We start from the raw sequence: 20,945 nt of genomic DNA on the forward strand, positions 1-20,945 counted from the left end.
GAGAAAGCCCGGCGTCAGGAATGCCCCATGTTACGTTGTCATGCCCGCCGTGGCGTGAGCGTCGTTGCCATTCAGGCCGCGCTGCTTGCGTCGTCGAGCGGAGCCTTTGCCCAAGACAGCAGCGCAGTGCTGCCGCCGATCACCGTTGAGGCGCCTCAGCAGAAGCGTGCGTCGGCGGTCCGACCGCCACGCAATTCTGCGCGATCGGCGCGCGTCACGCGAAGCCTGCGAACGACCCCATCACCGCAGCAAACCGCGAGCGAACAGAGTACAGGGGCTCCGGGTGCCCTGACGGTTCTGACGGCGCAACAAGCGCTGGCAGAGATTAACCAGACGCCGGGCGGCGTGGCGCTCGTGTCGGCCGAGGCGTACAGGAACTCGACGCCGTCCAACACGATCAAGGATGTTCTGGATTACGTGCCCGGCGTGTACGCCCAGCCCAAATGGGGCGACGACACCCGCCTTTCGATTCGTGGGTCCGGCCTGTCGCGCAATTTTCATCTGCGCGGTGTGCAGCTCTATATGGACGGCATTCCGATCAACACTGCGGATGGCTATGGCGATTTCCAGGAGATCGATCCGAGCGCCTACAAATATGTTGAAGTCTTCAAGGGCGGCAACGCGCTTCAGTTCGGCGCCAATTCGCTGGGAGGCGCGATCAACTTCGTGACCCCGACCGGCCGCGACTCGTTTCCGAATGGTGTGTCCTTCGATGTCGGAGGATTCGGCTACAAACGACTTCAGGCGAACGCAGGAGGCGTCAACGGTCCGTGGGACGGCTTCGTGACCGCTTCCACGCAGGCCGCAGACGGATTTCGCGATCACAGCTTCGGCTCGAGCAACCGCTTGAGCGGTAATGTAGGCTATCAGTTCTCGCCGGATGTCGAGACACGGTTCTACCTCAATGCCAACGAGGTGCGGCAGCGAATTCCGGGTACCGTGACCAAGACGTCCGCTTTGACCGATCCGGAAGCTGCTGCACCCGCGAATGTTGCGATGGATCAGCAGCGCAATATCGATACTGTCAGGCTCGCCAACAAAACCACCGTTCGTTTCGATGACACCAAAGTCGAATTCGGCGCCTTTGGCGTCGATCGCCATTTGATGCATCCGATCTTCCAGTGGCTGGACTACCGTTACAAGGACTACGGCGGATTCGCGAAGATCACGGATGACCGCACCATTGGCGGCTTCCGCAACAAGTTGGTCGCAGGCGTCAATGTGCTGAACGGCAGCATTGACAACCAGCAGTTCGCCAACATTGGCGGGCAGAAGGGCGCACTGCTTTCTTCCTCGATCGATCGGTCGGAGAATATTTCCGCCTATGTCGAGGACAGCTTCTACGTCCTTCCAAATCTTGCGCTGATCGGCGGCACGCAATTTCTGTACGCGACCCGCAATCGGCAGGATCGCTTCATCAGCGACGGGGATCAATCGGGGGCAACGCGCTTTAATCTCTGGTCGCCGAAAGGCGGTGTGTTGTGGCAAATTGATCCGGCCTGGCAAGCCTTCGCCAATGTCTCGCGGAGTGCCGAGGTGCCGAGCTTCGGCGAAAGCGCGATTGGTCTCGGCATTCCGACGATCCCGTTCACCAGCATCCGCCCGCAGATTGCGACCACGTACGAAATCGGGACTCGCATGAAGCGATCTGATTATGCCTGGGAACTGACGGCCTACCGGGCCAACATTCGCGACGAATTGCAATGCCTCTATAGTACTTTCGGCAATTGCAATGTGACCAATGCCGACCGCACCTTTCATCAAGGCATCGAGGCCGGCGCGAGCGCAGCAATCCTTCGTGACATCTTCGTCAATGGCCCGGCGCCGGACAAGGTCTGGCTGAATGTCGCCTATTCCTTCAACGACTTCCGCTTCGACAAAGATCCGACCTTCGGAAACAATCGATTGCCGGGAGCTCCAACTCACTACCTGCGGGCGGAGCTTCTCTACAAGCACCCTTCCGGGTTCTATGTTGGACCCAACGTCGAATGGGTGCCACAGGCCTACTTCGTCGACAGCATGAACACGCTGACGACAGAGCCTTACGCCCTGTTGGGATTGAAAGCCGGCTTCGACAATGGTGGCCCGATGTCTGCCTACATCGAGGGGCGTAATCTCACCAACAAGACCTACACAGCCAGCGCGAGCATCATCGATCGAGCGACGGCGACGTCAGCATTGTTTGAGCCGGGCACGGGACGGGCAGTGTACGCTGGAATGAGGTATCGATGGTGACGTGCAAATGGGCGCTTGGGTCTATATTCGGCCCGCGGCAGGCCGGCATTCGAATGCCGATGCTGACGGTGGCGGAAGGTCGTCGTGGAAGAATGCAGGGCCATCCGTGGCCGGATCAATCGAGAAAGAGGCAATCAACATGAAGACTATCGGACGAGCTCTGCTTACAATTTCGCTATTGCTGACCGGCTATGCCGTCGCACGGGCCGACGACGTCAAGGCGGGCGATCTTGTCATCTCGCAACCGTGGAGCCGGGCGACGCCGGGCGGCGCCAAGGTCGCCGGCGGCTATCTCACCATCGAGAACAAGGGCACAGTGGCCGACAAGCTGGTCAGCGTTTCCGCGGATATCGCGGGGAAGGCCGAGGTTCACGAGATGGCGATGGAGAACGGCGTGATGAAGATGCGCCTGCTCGACAAGGGCCTGGTGATCGATCCCGGCAAGACGGTGAAGTTCGCCCCCGGCAGCTACCACCTGATGCTCCAGGAGCTGAAGGGCCCCTTCAAGCAGGGCGACAAGGTCTCCGTGACGCTTCAGTTCGAGAAGGCCGGCAAGGTCGTCGTCTCCCTCGATGTCCAGGGCGTCGGCGCCCAGGCGCCCGGCGATAGCGGACACATGATGAAGAAAATGCCGGATCATTCGGGAATGAAGATGTGATGAAACAGATCAAGCCTTCCATGACAATGCATCGAATCCTTGCGAGTTTGATCGCCGCGCTCGCAGCGTCGCCCGCGGCGGCGCATATCACGCTAGAGACCAAACAGGCGGCGGTCGGCTCCTTCTACAAGGCCGTCTTCGCCGTGCCGCACGGCTGCAAGGGCTCGCCCACGGTGAAGATCCGGGTGCAGATTCCGGAAGGCGTGATCGCGGTGAAACCGATGCCGAAGGCGGGCTGGACCGTCGATATCGTCGAGGGCAAATACGCCAATGAGTACGACTACCACGGCAACAAGCTTTCCTCCGGCGTCAAGGAGGTGGCCTGGTCCGGCGGCAAGCTGCCGGACCACAATTACGATGAGTTCGTCATCAGCAGCTTCCTCACCACGAGCCTGAAGCCGAATACGACGCTGTATTTCCCCGTCGTCCAGGAATGCGAGACGGGCGTCAGCCGCTGGATCGAGATCCCCGCGGATGGGACCGGGCATTCGCACGAGGACAAGTCACCGGCGCCTGGCCTGAAACTCCTGCCAAAACCCTGATGCGCCTGCTCGCCGCGTTCGCGACGCTGCTCCTCTTTGTCGGTTTAGCGACCGGCGCCTCGGCGCACGCGGCGCTCATCGCGGTCGAGCCGGCGAGCGGCAGCATGCTCGCGAGCGCGCCGAAGGCCGTGGAGCTGCACTTCAACGAGGCGGTCACGCCGGGCGCGATCCGGCTGATCGACGGCGCGGGCAGGGCGCGGGATGATGTGCGCGTCAACGCATCGGGCGAGACCATCTCGGTCGCGATGCCGATGAACATGCCGCAGGGCACGGCGGTCGTCAGCTATCGCGTGATCTCGCAGGACGGCCATCCCGTCACGGGATCGGTGATCTTCTCTATCGGCATGCCGACGGGGACGCAACCTCCCGCAAACGCCGATCGCGGATTGAACGTGCTGATCTGGCTGGCGCGGGTCGGTCTCTATCTTGGCCTGTTCGTCGGCGTCGGCGGCGTTTTCTTTGCACGCTGGGTTGCGTGGTCGATGACCGGCATAACCATTCCGTGCGTGGCGCTTGCCATCGGCGTCCCGAGCGCGGTGGCGTCCCTTGGTGTGTTGGGGCTGGATCTCCTCGGGCTACCGTTGTCGGCTCTCGCGACGATGGCTCCCTGGAAAGTGGCATTCGGGACCAGCGCGGGCCCCGCCTTGCTCGTGGCCGTCGCTGCAATGCTGTTCGCATTGCTGGCGCTAGGCAGCGCGTGGTGCGCGCGCGCTCTGGCCATTATTGCCTTCGTCGGCGTCGGCTTGTCGCTGGCAATGACCGGGCACGCCGCTACGGCACCGCCCGAACTGTTGACCCGGCCGGCAATCTTTCTCCATGGTCTTGGTGTTGCCTTCTGGATTGGAGCCCTCGCACCGCTGGTCGCCCTGTTATCGAAGCGGCCCGCCGTGGCATTGCCTATCGTGAACCGCTTTTCTCGCCTCGCCGCGCCGGTCGTTGGTGTTCTCGCATTGACCGGCCTCGGGCTCGCCATCGTCCAGCTTGAGAATCCGTCTGCATTGGTCGAGACCCGCTACGGGCTCATCCTCTCGATCAAGCTCGCGCTGGTCCTCGTGCTGTTGGCGCTTGCCGCGCTCAACCGCTTCCGCCTGACCCCGGCGCTGGCGGGAGATCACAAGGCTGCGCCGGCCCTGAAGCGCTCGATCGTGATCGAATGCGCCATCGCGCTCGGCATCTTCGCCGTGGTCGCCGGCTGGCGCTTCACGCCGCCGCCGCGGACGATCGTTCCGGAGACCCCGCTGGCGATCCACATCCATACGGAGAGGGCGATGTTTCAGATCCTGGTCTCGCCGGGTAAGGCGGGTATCGACGATTTCGTCCTGCAGCTCATGACTGGCGAGGGGGCGGTGCTGGAGGCCAAGGAGGTGACGCTGACGCTGAGCCTGCCCGAACGCGGCATCGAGCCGATGGAGCGGAACGCCTCGCTCGGGCCGGACAGCTACTGGCACGTGCGCAAGGTCGAGCTGCCCTTTGCGGGCCGCTGGCATGTGCGGATCGACGCGCTGGTGAGCGATTTCGAGAAGATCACGCTGGAGGACGAGCTTGAGGTGGCGGCGCCCTGAATCGGGCTCTTCGGCACATCACGTCGAATCTGAAGTCGACGGAAAAATGACAGGAATTCCGCTGTGTTAGCGGGTTTTCCTCATTCCCGGTCTTGTGTTTTGGCTCCCAATCCGGTTTCACTGCAAGTCATCACTGATTCCTCGAGTATTGCCATGCGGTTGTCGCGGTTCTTTCTGCCCATTCTGAAGGAAAATCCGAAAGAGGCGGAGATCGTCTCGCATCGGCTGATGCTGCGTGCCGGCATGATCCGGCAGGAGGCCGCCGGCATCTATGCCTGGCTGCCGCTCGGCTTCCGCGTGCTCAAGAAGATCGAGCAGATCGTGCGCGAGGAGCAGGACCGCTCTGGCGCGCTGGAACTGTTGATGCCGACGCTGCAGCTTGCCGACCTCTGGCGCGAGAGCGGCCGCTACGATGCCTATGGCCCCGAGATGCTGCGCATCGCCGACCGGCACAAGCGTGAGCTGCTGTATGGCCCGACCAACGAGGAAATGATCACCGAGATCTTCCGCGCCTATGTGAAGTCCTACAAGAGCCTGCCGCTGAATCTCTATCATATTCAATGGAAATTCCGCGACGAGCAGCGTCCGCGCTTCGGCGTGATGCGCGGCCGCGAGTTCCTGATGAAGGACGCCTATTCATTCGACCTCAACGAGGCCGCGGCGCGCGTCGCCTACAACAAGATGTTCGTCGCGTATTTGCGCACCTTCGCGCGGATGGGGCTGAAGGCGATCCCGATGCGCGCCGAGACCGGCCCGATCGGCGGCGATCTCAGTCATGAGTTCATTGTGCTGGCCGAGACCGGCGAATCCGGCGTGTTCATCAATCGCGACGTGCTGGACCTGCCGGTGCCGGGCGAGGACGTCGACTATGAGAGCGATTTGACGCCGATCATCAAGCAATGGACGTCGGTCTATGCGGCGACGGAAGACGTTCACGACGCCGCGCGCTTCGAGCAGGAAGTGCCCGCGGACAAGCGGGTGAACACCCGCGGTATCGAGGTCGGGCAGATCTTCTATTTCGGCACGAAGTATTCCGAGGCGATGAAGGCGCTGGTGGCAGGCCCCGACGGTGTCGACGTGCCGATCCACGGCGGCTCCTACGGCGTCGGCGTCTCGCGCCTGCTCGGCGCCATTATCGAGGCCTGCCATGACGATGCCGGCATCAAATGGCCGGAGGCCGTTGCCCCGTTCCGCGTGTCGATTCTCAACCTCAAGCAGGGCGATGCCGCGGTCGATGCGGCTTGCGAGAAGCTCTATGCGGAGCTGTCCGCCAAGTGCGTCGACGTGCTCTACGACGACACCGAACAGCGCGCCGGAGCCAAATTCGCCGCCGCCGACCTGATCGGCATTCCGTGGCAGATCATGATCGGGCCGAAAGGGCTCGCCGACGGCAAGGTCGAGCTCAAGCGGCGAAGTGACGGCGCCCGCGAGACCATGTCGCCTGCGGACGCGGTCGCAAGACTTGTGGGCTGATAAGGCTGGTCGGCTGAATATTGTTCATCGCCCGAGATCGCGGCCGCCAATCCGGCCACATTTGACCCCGAATCATGGGACTATCGAGCGATGGATGAGACCATGACCGAAACTGTTCAAACCGCGCCTTTTGCACCATTCGAGTGGATGCTGTCGGGGCGCTACCTACGGGCGCGCCGCAAGGAGGGATTCATCTCGGTCATCGCCGGGTTCTCCTTCCTCGGCATCATGCTGGGCGTGGCGACACTGATTATCGTCATGGCCGTCATGAACGGCTTCCGCAAGGAGTTGCTCGACAAGATACTCGGGCTCAACGGCCACATCCTGGTCCAGCCGCTGGAATCGCCGCTGACCGACTGGAAGGACGTCGCCGACCGCCTCAGTCAGGTCCAGGGCATTCGGCTCGCAGCGCCCGTGGTGGATGGCCAGGCGCTGGCGTCATCGCCGTGGAACGCCTCCGGCGTCCTGGTGCGCGGCATCCGCTCCGACGACCTCAACAACCTCACCTCGATCGCCAAGAACATCAAGCAGGGCTCGCTCGAGGGCTTCGATGACGGGCAGGGGGTCGCGATCGGCCGGCGCCTCGCTGACCAGCTGTCGCTGCACGCCGGCGACAGCATCACGCTGGTGGCGCCTAAGGGCGCGGTCACGCCGATGGGCACGACACCGCGCATCAAGCCGTACAAGATCGCCGCGGTGTTCGAGATCGGCATGTCCGAGTATGATCTCGGCTTCGTGTTCATGCCGCTCGCGGAGGCGCAGGCCTATTTCAACCGCAGCAACGACGTCACCTCGATCGAGGTCTTCACCACCAATCCGGATCAGATCGTCGCGTTCCGCCAGGCCGTGACGGAGGCGGCGGGCCGGCCGGTGTTTCTGGTGGACTGGCGGCAGCGCAACTCGACCTTCTTCAACGCGCTCCAGGTCGAACGCAACGTGATGTTCCTGATCCTCACCATGATCGTGCTGGTCGCCGCGCTCAACATCGTTTCCGGCCTGATCATGCTGGTGAAGGACAAGGGCAGCGACATCGCGATCCTGCGGACCATGGGGGCCTCGCAAGGCTCGATCATGCGCATCTTCCTGATCACGGGCGCCTCGATCGGCGTGGTCGGTACGATGGTCGGCTTCATCGTCGGGCTGGTGATCTGCCTGAACATCGAATCGATCAGGCAATTCCTGTCCTGGCTGACCAGCACCGAACTGTTTTCGCCAGAGCTATATTTCCTGTCGAAGCTGCCCGCCGAGATCGACATCGGCGAGACCTCGGCCGTCGTGATCATGGCGCTGACGCTGTCGTTCCTGGCGACGCTGTATCCGTCCTGGCGCGCCGCGCGCCTCGATCCCGTCGAAGCGCTGCGGTACGAGTGAGGGGCTGATGGGGCAGCAGGGGGCGGAAGATGTACCGGTCATTTATCTCCACGAGATAAAGCGACAGTACTTGCAGGGCGAGGTGCCGCTGACGATCCTCGACGGCGCCAAGCTCGCGCTGTGGGCGGGGCAGTCCGTCGCGCTGGTGGCGCCGTCAGGCTCGGGCAAGTCGACGCTGCTGCACATCGCGGGTCTGTTGGAAGCGCCTGATTCCGGCGAGGTCTACGTCAATGGCGCGCCGACCTCGCAACTGCCCGACATCGAGCGCACCCAGCTTCGCCGCACCGACATCGGCTTTGTCTACCAGTCCCACCGGCTGTTGCCGGAGTTCTCGGCGCTGGAGAACGTCATGCTGCCGCAGATGATCCGCGGCCTCAAGAAATCCGAGAGCGTCAAGCGCGCCAAGGAGATCCTTGGCTATCTCGGCCTCGGCGAGCGCATCACGCACCGTCCGTCCGAGCTGTCGGGCGGCGAGCAGCAGCGCGTTGCAATCGCGCGCGCGGTGGCCAATGCTCCGCGGGTGCTGTTTGCGGACGAGCCGACCGGCAATCTCGATCCGCACACCGCTGACCACGTCTTCCAGGCCCTGATGCAGCTCGTCAAGGCGACCAAGGTCTCGATGCTGATCGCGACCCACAACATGGAGCTCGCCGGCCGGATGGACCGCCGCGTGTCGCTGTCGAACGGCCAGGTGGTCGAGCTCGAGTAAAAACCGCGAAAACAACCCCATGCACAGTAGCCAAGTGCTTGGGCGCACTGACGAAAAAAATGGTGCTCCCGGGAGGTTCAAGGCCGGATCACCGTCAATTTGAACGGCCCGCCATTGGCTGCGGCATGGGCTACCGCCTCATTGGCGTGGTCGAGGTCGAAGGCCGTGGCCTCGTACACCTCCAGCCTCAGCAGTCCCGCGCGCACCAGCGCGATCAGGCGGCTTGCCGCATCCGGCGGATACATCCAGACGCCGTGGATGCTGATGCAGTTGCGCATGATCCAGGGGTAGGGCAGCTCGAGGCCGGCGCCGCCGGCCATGCCGACGCCACCCATCAGCACGACGCGGCCATTGGGGCGCACCGTCATGATCGCCGCGCGCACCACATTCGTGCTCACCGAGGGCGGCATGATGTCGAGCACGCAGTCGATCGGCCCGGGCGCCGCACGCTTCATGCTCTCGCGGTCGTCATCCTCGTTGCCGGAGAGTTTGACCGGCTTCACGCGATCGCCGAAACGGCGGACGAGGTCGGCCAAGATCTTGTCGTTGCGGCCGGGCGCGACCACGCAGGCCGCGCCCATCGCGAGCGCGACCGAGACGGCTGCGCTGCCGAAATTGCCGGTGGCCCCGCTCACCAGCACGGTCTCGCCGGGCTGAAGGCTGGCGGCGAGAAAGCCGCCATAGGGCACCAGCAGCGTCCCCAGCGCGCACCATCGCGTGGCGTCCTCCGACGCGATCGTGCCAAGCCGTTTGACGTTCTCCGTCGGCGCCCGCATCTGCTCGGCGAACGAGCCATGGCGAAAATGCTGTTGCAGGCGCATGGCGCCGGCCCCGGGGGCAGTGAGTCCTTGCAGGGCAATGTCGGGCGCTGCGGCGTCGTCGCGCGAGCGCACCGTCGGGTCGCAGAACACCCAGTCGCCAACGCCGAGCTTGGTTGCGTCCGGGCCGATGGCGCGCACCCGGCCGATGCCGCCTGGCCCCGGGATGATCGGCAGGTCGAGGGCATAGTTGCGTGCCCCGCTGAAGACCTCGTTCATGTAGGACAGCACCCGCGTTGCGATGACGTCCACGATGACCTCGCCCGTGCCGAGCACAGGGTCCGCGGCTTCCTCAATCGCAAGCGGCGATCCAAATGATTTCAATACGGCAGCTTTCATGATCTCACCTCAAAGTGGGTTGAAGCCCATATGCGCCGCCTTTCCAGGCCCAGGAAGGCCTGGTATTATCCTAGTATTCCCCAAGCCCTCCATCGAGGCACGTCACCATGGCCGACCCACGCCGCGTCGAATTCGGCGACTTCCTCAGGTCCCGCCGCGAAAAGCTGTCGCCGAAGACGGTCGGGCTTCCCGCGGGCCGGCGGCGTCGCACGGCGGGCCTGCGCCGCGAAGAGGTGGCGCAGCTCGCCGGCATCGGCGTCGACTGGTACATCCGCCTCGAGCAGGGCCGCACCGTCAGCCCCTCGGTCACCACCGTGAATGCGCTGGCGCGAGCGTTGCGCCTCAGCAAGACCGAGCACGCCCATCTCAAGGCACTTGCGCGCGACGGCGATAGGCGCGCGTTCACGCGCGAGATCGTGCCGCCCCCCGTTCGGCGGATGATCGAGAGCCTGGCGCAGCCGGCCTATGTCACGGGGCGGCGCTGGGACGTGCTGGCCTGGAACGCGGCGGCCGAGGAGATCTTCGGGTTCGGACAATTGCCCGAGCAGGACCGCAACACGCTGCTGCTGGTCATGACGAACAAGCAGACGCGAAAATTCTACGGTGCCGGCTGGGCTGACATCGCCAAGAGCATGGTCGCGATGTTTCGCGCCACTCACGACGTCTGGGCCGGCGATCCCGCCTTTACGGAATTGCTGACGCGGCTGCGCAAGGGCAGTCCGGAATTCGTCAAATGGTGGGAGGCGCACGAGATCCGCAGCACTGCCGCGGGCCTCAAGATCATGAACCATCCGACCAAGGGCGTGCTCCGGTTCGAGCACACCAGCTTTCAGGCCAATGACGATCCGGCGCTGAAGCTCGTGATCTATACGCCGGTGTAGATTGCGGAAACATGGGGTCGAAGCTTGTTACGTATGACGGTCGATGATCTGAAGCAGCCGATCGCAGGATGCCTCGATCCTCTTGTGGGGAGATGTGGCGACGCCCAGCAACAGGCCGGATCGCGCCGAGGCCGCGGACGCATGCCATAGCGACAGGGGCGTGGGCGCCATTCCAAACGATGCTGCTTCCCTCGCGATCGCGACGTCGGAGGTTCCGTCCGGCAGTCTCAAGACCGCGGCCAATCCGGCGATCGCAACGTCCTTCGCAACGTCCTTGGCGCGTGCCTTCAAATATTTCAGCAGCGCATCGCCTTGCGCGGCATAGGCCCGCTTCGTGCGTCGAAGATGCCGCAGATAGTGGCCGTCGCGGATGAATTCGGCGGTTGCGAGCTGTACGGACGGCCCGGGCGCCGGAGCGAGGCATGCCGCCACCTCGGCAAAACGGGATGCCAGAGAGGCGGGTGCAACGACGAAGCCCAGCCGCAAGGCAGGAGTCAGGGTCTTGCTGAAGGAACCGATATGAATAACGCGCCCGAAACGATCGAGAGAGGCGAGCGCCGGTGTGGCGCGCCCTCTCAGCTGAAGCTCGCTCAGATAGTCGTCCTCGATCACCCACACCCCTTCCTGGGCTGCCCAGTCGAGAAGACATGAACGTCTTGCCAGCGACAAGGTGGAGCCAAGCGGTGCCTGCTGTCCCGGCGTCACGACCACCAATGCAGCATCAGGAGCGTGTTTCAGGCCGTAACCGACGTCAATGCCGTCTGCATCAACTGGGATCGGCCTGATCGACAACCTTGCAAGCTCAAGGCCGTGCCTTGTGAAGGGGAAGCCCGGGTCCTCCATCCAGACCTTCTTCTGCTCGAGGCCGAGAACCCGCAGTGCCAGTCCGAGGCCGCTGCTGAAGCCGCCGGTGATGATGATCTGCGACGGTGCACATTCGATCCCCCGCGCCAGCGCGAGATATGCCGCAATGTCGCGCCTCAATTCCAGCTCGCCGCGGGGATCCCGATAAATGGCCGGTGCGCTGGTTTCCGCGCGCACCGCCCGCGTGCGCATCCTCGAGAAGAGCTTGGCGGGAAAGGTCTCGTGAGCGGGCACACCCATTTGGAAAACGGCCGGTCCCGCAGTGAGCTCCTGGTACATCTCCATGAACGAGCCGGGGTGGGGAGCGGCTTCCTGCCGAGGGGTAAAGGCGGGTCGATCCGCAACACGCGTTCCGGTCGCGCGCGACGCGACGATCAGTTGCGCAGAGGAAAGTTTTTCGTAGGCCGATCGCACGGTGCCGCGCGCCACGCCCAGCTGAGCCGCCAAATCCTGCCATGAGGGCAGACGAGCTCCCGGAGCCAGCACGCCGCTCTCGATGGCAGCTCCGATACCTCTGCGGATTTGTTCCGCCAATGGCGTCTTCGCAGATCGATCGAGCTCCAGCTGCAGCGGTTTGACCATGCCCCCGTGGTACACGATTTTCGTCCATTCTTGGTGCTTTTTTGTAGACCAGGGCGGGGCCATTTATCGGGCAGGGAAGTACATGGCGGAAGTACATGGCGACAGCCGCCGAACAGAACCGATCATGGAGTATGAAAATGGCTAAGCGTCTCGACTACGACCGCATTGCACCCGCAGGCATGAAAGCGCTCGGCGGCGTTTACGGCTATGTCATGCAGAGCAATCTTCCTGCAACGCTCGTCACTCTGGTTTATCTGCGCATTTCGCAGATCAACAATTGCGCCTACTGCCTCGACATGCACACGCGCGATCTGCTGAAGAGCGGACAGAAGATCGAAAAGATCGCGCTGGTGCAGGCCTGGGCGGAAGGCGGTCATCTCTTCGACGAGCGGGAGCGTGCCGCCCTCGCATGGGCTGAAACGGTGACCCGTGTGGCCGACACCGGCATCCCGGATCAAGCTTACGAGGCTGCCCGCGCCGTCTTCGAGGAGCGCGAGCTCGTCGATCTCACCATCGCGATCGGCCTGATGAATGCGTACAATCGCATGGCAATCAGCTTCCGAAATACGCCACAGGCCGCGAAAGAGATGGCAGCCTGACCCCGGTGCCAGACGGCAAGAGGGTAAACACATGCCATCGACTGCGACGGCATGTCCTGAGATATCGGCGATTCAAGGCAGGAGCTTGAAATGACCATCGCAATTTCCGGCGTGAAGATTCCCGACAGCAAGATCGCACGGGAGGCCGCCGAGCTGGTGCGCCAGTACGAAAACGACATGTTGTTCAACCACTCGGTCCGCGTCTTTGTGTTCGGCGCGATCAAGGGACATCGGCAAAATCTGAAATTCGATTCCGAGCTGCTCTACATCGCGGCGCTGTTCCATGATCTCGGGCTTGTCGACCATTACCATACACAGACCAAGCGATTTGAAGTTGATGGCGCCGATGCCGCCCGCGAATTTCTGAGGGGGCACGGCATCGACGAGCCAAAAGCCGATCTGGTTTGGGAGGCGATCGCGTTACATACGACGCCCGGAATTCCACAATACATGCGGCCGGAAATCGCTCTCACGAATGCGGGTGTGTTGGTCGACGTCGTGGGGATTGGCTATGACGAGTACTCGCCAGAGCAGCGCGACCAGGTGACCACCGCATTTCCGCGCGGTGATTTCAAGAACGAATTCCTTCAGGTACAAACCTGCTCGGCCTTGAAGAAGCCGCAGACCACGTTCGGGACTGTCAATTTCGATTACATCGAAGATCACGACCCCACATTTCACAAGCCGAACGCATGCACGCGCATCCGCAACACTCCCTGGCGGAGCTGACCTTCGGCGCGATGTTCGAGTTTCGCCACGTTGACTCATGGCGACGGTGCGGCCGGGGGCGTTACGCTGGCGTTCGGCTGCTGAATGGCCGGCCACGGGCTCTTCGGAGCCGGCGTCGCCGCCGCGCATGACGCCGCAAGCTGCGGCCACACTGACGTCAGGCCCGTCAAGTCGATGTCGAATTTCGTGATGTCCGCCTTGTCGTCGGGTAACAGCGTGGTTTCGCGGACATGGAGGGAGCGGGACGCCAGTATCGCCTTGAGCATGTCCGGATCGATGCTGCCACGCCAGACTTCGTATTTTCCGGTCCGCAACGCAGACCCTCCGGCCGCGTTGTCCGGAGCGGCGTCCGCCGTCACCAGGATGGTGGTCTTGCCGACGGCCGTCTCGTCGATCTCGCGCGCGAATGTCAACGGCACGCGCTTTCCGCTTTCGCAGGACAGACGCCATTCCATAGGCCGGAACGAAGCGCCGTTCTCCTTCAGCATCGCGAACTTGCGGGCAAAGGGGCGCGCTTCCTTTTCCAGTTTCCACGCCGTTTCGGCAAGCGAACGCGTGTCGATGCCGAAACGATAGAGCTCGGCGCGCGTCAGCAGGTGCAGGTTTTCGAACTTCACCGTCCGGATCAGATCGTCTAGCTCGCGGCTGATCCCCATCGCCGCGATGAACGCAGCGCGATCGCGATCGGCCCTGGCCATCCGGCGCTGCCTGTATTCCGCGACCGCCGCCGGAGGCGGATGCCCGTGAAAGGCAAGGACCAGCCTGGAATTATGGACCGCCAGCGCGGCGTCGGGGGCGACCTCGCGCGATGTCGCTCCGAGAAACAGGTAGCCGCAGGCCGAGTTGCACATCGCATGGTAAGTGGTGAGTTCGGCTTCCACCTCGCCGCCGGTATTTTTTATTTTCAGGCACGCGGCGTCCACCTGCGTGCCCGCGGCGCACGCCGTCGCGATGGTCCGGCCAACCCGACCGATCGCCTTGCGGCTGCGCAACAACCGCCCGATGACATAGGACTGCTCCACGTTTCCGCCCGGTGAATAGAGGTAGATCGGACGCTGCGTGTCCTTGACGCCGGCAAGGAAGCGGCGAATGCGCGGCGCAGCGTCCTGGTCGATATCGCCCTCGATGGCGATCCAGCGGTCGCAGCCCGGTCCGCAGGCGTCTGGTGGTCCCTTGGCAAGATAGATCGTCAGCCTGGATGCAAATCCAGTCTTCTCGGCCGGCGTCCCTTCGGCGTGCAATGCGCCAGGAAGCATCAGCGAGGCCAGGACAAGCAGACTACGGGCGAGCATGAAACGACGGGGACCACCCGCAGTGAAAAGCAGAGATCGATGTTACACGATGATCCGCGCAGCCACAACTTGCGGTGGCGCATCCGCACGGGTCTGTCCGCGACGGCTGGATTGGCAATCTGGCGGCGATGTGGGAGCAGGCAGAACAGCATCTCCCAAGGGGACGGTGACGACAGGAACCTAAATGCCATCATGCGGTTATCGCGCAGACAATTTGCGCGACCCGGCTGCATCACTCAGAAAGTCAGGCGGGCTACCTGTGGTCGAAGCGAACAGCAGCGGGACGATCAAGCAGTAGCTCCTCGTGGAGCTAGGAACGTGGCAGGGGAAGACCAATGACGACAGCGACCGGGATCCGCTCGGCCGATCGCAATTCCGTCTTAGCCACACTCGGCGACTTCATCCGAGAGATCAGCAATCCCGACGATCTCGCCTATGCTGCGGCGGAACTGCTCGGCCGCAGCCTGAACGTCAGCCGGGCGGGCTATGGCACGGTCGACACCTCAGCCGAGACCATCACCATTGTCCGCGACTGGAACGCACCGGGCATCCTGAGCCTCGCAGGCGTGCTGCGCTTCCGCGACTATGGCAGCTACATCGAAGATCTCAAGCGGGGCGAGACCGTCATCTGTGCCGATGCTGAAAAAGACCCTCGCGTCGGCGATCGTGCCGAGGCTCTCGAGGCGATCTCTGCGCGTGCGCTCGTCAACATGCCGATCTCGGAGGCCGATGGGGTCGTGGCGCTGCTGTATTTGAACAATGCCGGGCCGCGCGAATGGAGCCCCGAAGAGCTGGAGCTCATTCGCGATGTTGCCGAGCGTACGCGCACGGCCGTTGAGCGTCGCCGTGCTGAGACGGCCGTGCGGGAGAACGAAGCCCGGCTGCTTTTCCTGGACGCACTCAACAAGGAGACGGCCAGGACCCGCGATGCCGACGGCGTGATGGCGGTGACGACCAGGATGCTTGGCGAGCATCTCGAGGTATCGAGCTGTGCCTATGCCGATATGGATCCCGACCAGGACGGCTTCACCATACGCGGGGATTGGGCGGCGCCGGGCGCGGTGCATATCCTTGGTCACTACAGCCTGGCTGACTTCGGGAAGAAGGCGGTGCGAGAGCTCGGCGCCGGCAGGCCCCTGATCATCAATGACAATTTGAAGGAGCTTGCGCCTGAGGAAGCCGCCACTTTCCAGAACATCGGGATCGGTTCGACGATTTGCATGCCCTTGGTCAAAGAAGGGCAACTCACCGCCTTGATGGCGATCCATCACCGGGGCCCGCACCAGTGGACGCCGCGCGAACTCGCCTTGCTCACCGAAGTGACCGAACGGTCGTGGGCCCACATCGAGCGCGTCCGATCGGAACAGGCGGCGCGGGAGGCCGCCGAACGACTGACGCTTGCAAACAAGGCGGCTGGTATCGGCACCTGGGACTACGACCCGGTCAACAACGTTCTTCGATGGGATAGCCGCTGCAAGGAGGTGTTCGGTTTATCGCCGGACGCCGAAGTCAGCTATGAAGGGTCGTTCCTGAAGGGCCTTCATCCCGAAGACAGGCAGCGCGCCCACGAGGCCGTCTCCGCGGCGCTGACGCCGCACGCGCCGGCAAACTACAACATGGAATACCGGACCATTGGCATCGAGGATGGGGTCGAACGCTGGATCGCCGCGACCGGTCAAGCCATCTTTGCCAACGGCCAAGCTGTTCGGTTCATCGGAACGGTTCTGGATATCACCGCGCAAAAGAAAACCGAGCGTCATCTCAGAATACTCAATGATACCGGGGCCTCGGTCTCTCGCGAACGCGACCTCGACAAGATCGTCCAGATCGTGACGGATGCCGGCGTCGGACTCACCGGTGCTCAATTCGGCGCCTTTTTCTACAACGTTCTGGCGCCGGATGGCGGCAGCTACATGCTGTATTCGCTGTCTGGTGCGCCGCGATCCGCGTTTGAAAACTTTCCGATGCCGCGTAACACAGCCGTCTTTGGCCCGACCTTCGAGGGCTCCGGCGTGGTGAGGTCCGACGATATCCTGCGGGACCCCCGCTATGGCAAGAACGCGCCGCGGAAAGGCATGCCCGAGGGCCATCTTCCGGTCCGATCCTACCTGGCGGTCCCTGTGATCTCGCGCACCGGCGAAGTTTTCGGCGGACTTTTCTTCGGTCACGCCGAGACGGGTAAATTCCAAGCCGAGCAGGAGTCCGCGTTGCTTGGTATTGCGGGCCATGCCGCCACCGCTATCGACAACGCCCAGCTCTTGACCCGGCTCGAGGCGCTCAACGCCGGATTGGAGCAACGTGTTGCCGACGAAATTGCCGAGCGCATGAAGGCCGAAGAGCAATTGCGGCAATCCCAGAAGATGGAAGCCGTCGGGCAGTTGACCGGCGGCATTGCCCACGACTTCAACAATATGCTGGCCGTGATTCTCGGCAGCCTGAATCTTGCCAAGCGGCGGCTCGGCAGGGGAGAGGTCAGCATAGACCGCTTCATCGAGGGCGCCATCGACGGTGCAAATCGCGCAGCCACGTTGACGCAGAGGCTGCTCGCGTTCTCGCGCCAACAGCCGCTCGCGCCTGAGATCGTGGACATCAACAAGATGGTCGGCGGGATGAGCGAGTTGCTCGAGCGCTCGCTGGGCGAGCTGATCCGCCTCGAGACGGTGCTGGCGGCTGGCCTCTGGCGGGTCAAGGCAGACCCGGCCCAGCTGGAAAGCGCGATGATCAACCTCGCGGTCAATGCGCGCGATGCCATGCCGAAGGGCGGCAGGCTGACAGTAGAAACCAGCAACGTCTCGATAGACCGAAAATATGCTCGCGAGTATGCACTCGCACCCGGGCAGTACGTTCTCGTGGCCGTGACGGACAACGGCACGGGAATTCCGGCCGACGTGCTGGGCAAGGTGTTCGATCCGTTTTTCACGACCAAGGTCGTGGGCAGGGGCACCGGTCTCGGCCTCAGTCAGGTCTACGGTTTCGTGCGGCAGTCGGGCGGCCATGTCAAAATTTACTCGGAAGTCGATGTTGGCACGACCGTGAAGATCTACCTTCCACGCTTCGCCGGCGAGGAGGCGGGCTCAGCTCTGTCACAGGAAGAAATACCCGCCGGTGCAAGCCATCAGAACGAAACCATTCTCGTCGTGGAAGACGACGAGCGCGTCCGCAACATTTCGTCCGAAAGCCTGCGCGAACTTGGCTACAACGTCATCGAGGCAGCCAGCGCCAAAGAGGCGATCAGGACGATCGAAAATGGTTTCGTTCCAGATCTGCTGTTCACGGATGTCGTCATGCCCGACATGACCGGCGCCGAGCTGGCGGCCGAGCTGTCGAAACGATACCCGGCGCTGAAAGTGCTGTTCACCACCGGCTACACGCGCAATGCAATCGTTCACAATGGCGTGCTCGATGCCGGCAAGCATCTGCTTCCCAAGCCCTTCGCTATCGAAGACCTGGCTGCCAAAGTCCGCACCTTGCTCGACGAGATCTGAACGCGTTTTGGAAACGATCTCTTCCGTTTGCAAGCTGCCTTCACAAGGGCTATGTCCCGGCTTTCGGAAGAGCATGACATGACAATCTCGGATGACAACGACCTCGCGCGCCTGAAGGAGATCGGGCGCATTGTCGCCAATACCCTGGAGGCAATGGGAAAGGCGCTCGAGCCGGGCATGTCCACCTCCGAGCTCGACCAGATCGGGCGAACGCTGCTGGAGGCCGCCGGTGCACGTTCGGCTCCGGAGCTGGCCTACGACTTTCCGGGCGCAACCTGCATCAGCGTGAACGAGGAGATCGCTCATGGCATCCCCGGCGATCGGCGGATCGCGCGCGGGGACCTCGTGAACATCGACGTGTCAGCCGAGAAGAACGGCTTCTTTGCGGATACGGGAGCCTCATTCGCCGTTCCACCCGCAACCCGCGCGGTCGAACGTCTTTGCAGGGACGGCCGGCGGGCGATGTGGACGGGCCTGCAGCAGGTCGGAGCCGGCAAACCGATTGCCGGTATCGGTCAGGCCATCGGGACCTTTGCGCGGAAGAACGGTTACAGCCTGGTCAGGAACCTTGCCAGTCACGGCGTCGGCCTGTCGCTCCACGAGGAGCCGACGGAGATCGCAACGTGGCCCGACCGCTCCGAACGCCGCATCATGAGCGAAGGCCTCGTGTTCACCGTCGAGCCGTTCCTGTCCCTTGGCGCGGAATGGGCAGAGGATGGCGATGATCCATGGACGCTCTACAGCAGCCCCGAGGCGCCGACCGTTCAATACGAGCACACCGTGATCGCCACGCGAAGCGGACCGTTGATCGTTACGATGGCTGGTTAAGGAGGCTCCTCAAGCCACCGGATCTCGGGCAGCATCCGAACGGGTTCGATCATCCAGAGCCAGCGGCGGCGCCGGTCTCGCCGACCAGATTGCCGAGCGTGGCGTCGGAAGCTCAACGCAAGGCGGGCCGCATATCGAAGTCCCGATTTAATTGACGCGCCGCGAGTGGCGAGGGGGCTTCTTCTGCGCAAAATACGGGTTCGCCACGCACGTCGCTGACCGACCGAGGGCTAAAAATCTGCACTGCTCGAGAGAGGTGTAGCGGCAATCGAAATAGCCGACGGGACCGTAGATCTGCATGCAGACCGGATAGCTCGGATCGTAGGTCTGCGCGTGCGCAGGCGCGCCGGCGAGCAGCAGGCCGATCGCGAGGAGCGCGAAGCGAGCGCGACGCATCTCAGCGCGGCAAATAGTAACCGGGCGAATAACCCGGCACCTGCGCGCGCGGCCTGTTCTGATACGCGTAGGGATCGTCGCTCTGGCCTGCGAAATACGGGTTCGCGATGCAGGTGAGCGCGCGGCCCGACGAACTCGCCTGGCACTGCGCGTAAGTGTCGAACGTGCAATTGCTCAGCCCCGGCCATTCATCGCCGGTGAGGCAGAAGGCATGGTGGGTCCCGAACGCGCGCGCAGGCACGCTTGCGCTAAGCGTGAAACCAAATGTGGCGAGGGCGAGCGAAAATGTGGCGGCAATGGGGAGAGCAATTCGTCTGCGCATTCGATTCTCCAATCACGCGAACGTGCGCGCGACGTTGTTACGCGCGCATGCTGCGTATGTCGTAGTCCACAATGGAACTCATGAAAACTCTTGTTTCAAAGGGTTTCCCGCGCGCGCTGGTAAATCTTCATTAATGAAGCGCGATCCTTTGGCGCGAACTGTGGCGTCGAGGTTACAGCAATTCTGTCGAGCGCTGCTATGACGACGCTACGGCCCGGGGGCCTAACGACGAAACTGGAACGGGAATCAAATGAACAAGAATCTGTTGCTTGCTGCTGTGAGCCTTGTCGCGCTCGGCGCGACCGCACCGGCGGTGGCTGCTGACCTCGCTGCGCGGCCTTACACCAAGGCGCCGGCGATGGTCGCCGCGATCTACGACTGGAGCGGCTTCTACATCGGCGTCAACGGCGGCGGCGGTTCCGCCCATTCGACTTGGGATCTCGTCGGCGGTGGCCGCGAGGGTTCGCACGATGCGACCGGCGGCACGGTCGGCGGCCAGATCGGCTACCGCATGCAGTCGGGCCAGTGGGTGTTCGGTATCGAAGGTCAGGGCAACTGGGCTGACTTCTCGGGCGACAACGTCAGCGCGCTGTTCGCGACGCGCAACCGCTCCAAGATCGACTCGTTCGGTCTGATCACCGGTCAGATCGGCTACGCCTGGAACAACGTCCTCCTTTACGCCAAGGGCGGTGCGGCTGTCGCCGACAGCAAGTATGAAGTCTCGACCCTTGGCGGGGCGCTGCTGTCCTCGAACGATCAGACCCGTTGGGGTGGCACGATCGGTGCCGGCCTCGAGTACGGTTTCGCCCCGAACTGGTCGGTTGGCGTCGAGTACAACCACATCTTCCTGCAGGACAAGAACGTCACGTTCACAGGCCTGGTTGGCACCGATCGCATCCGCCAGGACGTCGACATGGGCCTCGTTCGCTTGAACTACAAGTTCGGCGGCCCGAGCCTCGGCCGTTACTGAGTAAAAGACTGCTATCGATCGCTCGACTTCGAGCGGTTGGCGAAAGCCCCGGCCATCGGCCGGGGCTTTTTTGTTGCTTAAATTCAGCGGGTTAACCATTCTGTTTGGAGATGGTCGAGATGGCTTGACTCCTGAGAACGAAATGAGAACAATGTTCTTCATGCGTTCTCACCATGGAGTAAGCCATGTTCAGGATTTTCGTTGAAGAGGCCGCCGCGTTGGCGTCGATCGCGCTGTTTGTCGGGATGATTGCGATCTGGGCCCAGGTGCTCCCGCAGCTCTAGGCGCGG

18 protein-coding genes are annotated in these 20,945 nt (G+C 62.8%); 13 read left to right on the plus strand and 5 right to left on the minus strand.

Going from position 1 to position 20,945, the window contains the following annotated elements; all coding sequences use genetic code 11:
• Window positions 1-27: 27 nt before the first annotated feature.
• The 7 genes from IVB50_RS28420 to IVB50_RS28450 all read left to right on the plus strand — a co-directional run bounded on the left by IVB50_RS28420 (window position 28) and on the right by IVB50_RS28450 (window position 8,550).
• Complete coding sequence (locus tag IVB50_RS28420) at window positions 28-2,235, plus strand: TonB-dependent receptor (protein WP_247298552.1); 2,208 nt, start codon at window positions 28-30, stop codon at window positions 2,233-2,235.
• Window positions 2,236-2,374: 139 nt separating this feature from the next.
• The gene (locus IVB50_RS28425) at window positions 2,375-2,893 is read left to right on the plus strand and encodes a copper chaperone PCu(A)C (protein ID WP_247298491.1); all 519 of its coding nucleotides are present in this window, start codon (window positions 2,375-2,377) and stop codon (window positions 2,891-2,893) included.
• Between the two features lie 26 nt (window positions 2,894-2,919).
• Window positions 2,920-3,435, plus strand: coding sequence for a YcnI family protein (locus IVB50_RS28430; RefSeq protein ID WP_247298554.1), 516 nt, complete (start codon window positions 2,920-2,922; stop codon window positions 3,433-3,435).
• Window positions 3,435-4,997, plus strand: coding sequence for a CopD family protein (locus tag IVB50_RS28435; RefSeq protein ID WP_247298494.1), 1,563 nt, complete (start codon window positions 3,435-3,437; stop codon window positions 4,995-4,997). The genes IVB50_RS28430 and IVB50_RS28435 overlap by 1 nt, the downstream gene beginning before the upstream one ends.
• A 153-nt stretch (window positions 4,998-5,150) precedes the next feature.
• On the plus strand, window positions 5,151-6,470 hold the full coding sequence (proS, locus tag IVB50_RS28440; protein WP_018455058.1) for a proline--tRNA ligase: 1,320 nt from the start codon (window positions 5,151-5,153) through the stop codon (window positions 6,468-6,470).
• Window positions 6,471-6,560: 90 nt separating this feature from the next.
• Window positions 6,561-7,841, plus strand: coding sequence for a lipoprotein-releasing ABC transporter permease subunit (locus IVB50_RS28445; protein ID WP_018455057.1), 1,281 nt, complete (start codon window positions 6,561-6,563; stop codon window positions 7,839-7,841).
• A 7-nt stretch (window positions 7,842-7,848) separates the two neighbouring features.
• Window positions 7,849-8,550, plus strand: a complete 702-nt coding sequence (locus IVB50_RS28450; RefSeq protein ID WP_247298496.1) for an ABC transporter ATP-binding protein — start codon at window positions 7,849-7,851, stop codon at window positions 8,548-8,550.
• Between the two features lie 77 nt (window positions 8,551-8,627).
• Here the strand turns inward: IVB50_RS28450 and IVB50_RS28455 are convergent, their stop codons facing one another.
• Window positions 8,628-9,707 carry a zinc-binding alcohol dehydrogenase family protein gene (locus IVB50_RS28455; RefSeq protein ID WP_247298499.1) on the minus strand — a complete coding sequence of 360 codons (1,080 nt, stop codon included), beginning with the start codon at window positions 9,705-9,707 and terminating at the stop codon, window positions 8,628-8,630.
• 107 nt (window positions 9,708-9,814) lie between these two features.
• Between IVB50_RS28455 and IVB50_RS28460 the strand changes: the two genes are divergently transcribed.
• Entirely contained in the window at window positions 9,815-10,588 is a 774-nt protein-coding gene (locus IVB50_RS28460; protein WP_247298501.1) for a helix-turn-helix transcriptional regulator, read from the plus strand.
• A gap of 27 nt (window positions 10,589-10,615) precedes the next feature.
• On the opposite strand, the gene IVB50_RS28465 is transcribed toward IVB50_RS28460, so the two are convergent.
• A complete protein-coding gene (locus IVB50_RS28465; protein WP_247298503.1) occupies window positions 10,616-12,034 on the minus strand; it encodes a PLP-dependent aminotransferase family protein in 1,419 nt (472 codons plus the stop codon).
• Between the two features lie 137 nt (window positions 12,035-12,171).
• Between IVB50_RS28465 and IVB50_RS28470 the strand changes: the two genes are divergently transcribed.
• Window positions 12,172-12,633 carry a carboxymuconolactone decarboxylase family protein gene (locus IVB50_RS28470; RefSeq protein ID WP_085353296.1) on the plus strand — a complete coding sequence of 154 codons (462 nt, stop codon included), beginning with the start codon at window positions 12,172-12,174 and terminating at the stop codon, window positions 12,631-12,633.
• Between the two features lie 90 nt (window positions 12,634-12,723).
• The gene (locus IVB50_RS28475) at window positions 12,724-13,362 is read left to right on the plus strand and encodes an HD domain-containing protein (RefSeq protein WP_085353295.1); all 639 of its coding nucleotides are present in this window, start codon (window positions 12,724-12,726) and stop codon (window positions 13,360-13,362) included.
• A gap of 35 nt (window positions 13,363-13,397) precedes the next feature.
• Here the strand turns inward: IVB50_RS28475 and IVB50_RS28480 are convergent, their stop codons facing one another.
• The gene (locus IVB50_RS28480; RefSeq protein ID WP_085353294.1) at window positions 13,398-14,654 is read right to left on the minus strand and encodes a hypothetical protein; all 1,257 of its coding nucleotides are present in this window, start codon (window positions 14,652-14,654) and stop codon (window positions 13,398-13,400) included.
• 335 nt (window positions 14,655-14,989) lie between these two features.
• Here IVB50_RS28480 and IVB50_RS28485 point away from each other — a divergent pair, with 335 nt between their 5' ends.
• A complete protein-coding gene (locus tag IVB50_RS28485) occupies window positions 14,990-18,139 on the plus strand; it encodes a GAF domain-containing protein (RefSeq protein ID WP_247298505.1) in 3,150 nt (1,049 codons plus the stop codon).
• Between the two features lie 78 nt (window positions 18,140-18,217).
• Window positions 18,218-18,967, plus strand: a complete 750-nt coding sequence (gene map, locus IVB50_RS28490; RefSeq protein ID WP_085353579.1) for a type I methionyl aminopeptidase — start codon at window positions 18,218-18,220, stop codon at window positions 18,965-18,967.
• Window positions 18,968-19,114: 147 nt separating this feature from the next.
• Here the strand turns inward: map and IVB50_RS28495 are convergent, their stop codons facing one another.
• Both IVB50_RS28495 and IVB50_RS28500 read right to left on the minus strand, forming a co-directional pair.
• A complete protein-coding gene (locus tag IVB50_RS28495; protein ID WP_018455048.1) occupies window positions 19,115-19,363 on the minus strand; it encodes a DUF3551 domain-containing protein in 249 nt (82 codons plus the stop codon).
• 1 nt (window position 19,364) lies between these two features.
• Window positions 19,365-19,685, minus strand: coding sequence for a DUF3551 domain-containing protein (locus tag IVB50_RS28500; RefSeq protein WP_247298507.1), 321 nt, complete (start codon window positions 19,683-19,685; stop codon window positions 19,365-19,367).
• A gap of 250 nt (window positions 19,686-19,935) precedes the next feature.
• On the opposite strand from IVB50_RS28500, the gene IVB50_RS28505 reads away from it, so the two are divergent.
• A complete protein-coding gene (locus tag IVB50_RS28505; protein ID WP_247298511.1) occupies window positions 19,936-20,655 on the plus strand; it encodes an outer membrane beta-barrel protein in 720 nt (239 codons plus the stop codon).
• Window positions 20,656-20,945: the final 290 nt, after the last annotated feature.

The sequence above is a fragment of the Bradyrhizobium sp. 87 genome (assembly GCF_023073015.1).
GTDB lineage: Bacteria > Pseudomonadota > Alphaproteobacteria > Rhizobiales > Xanthobacteraceae > Bradyrhizobium > Bradyrhizobium canariense_D.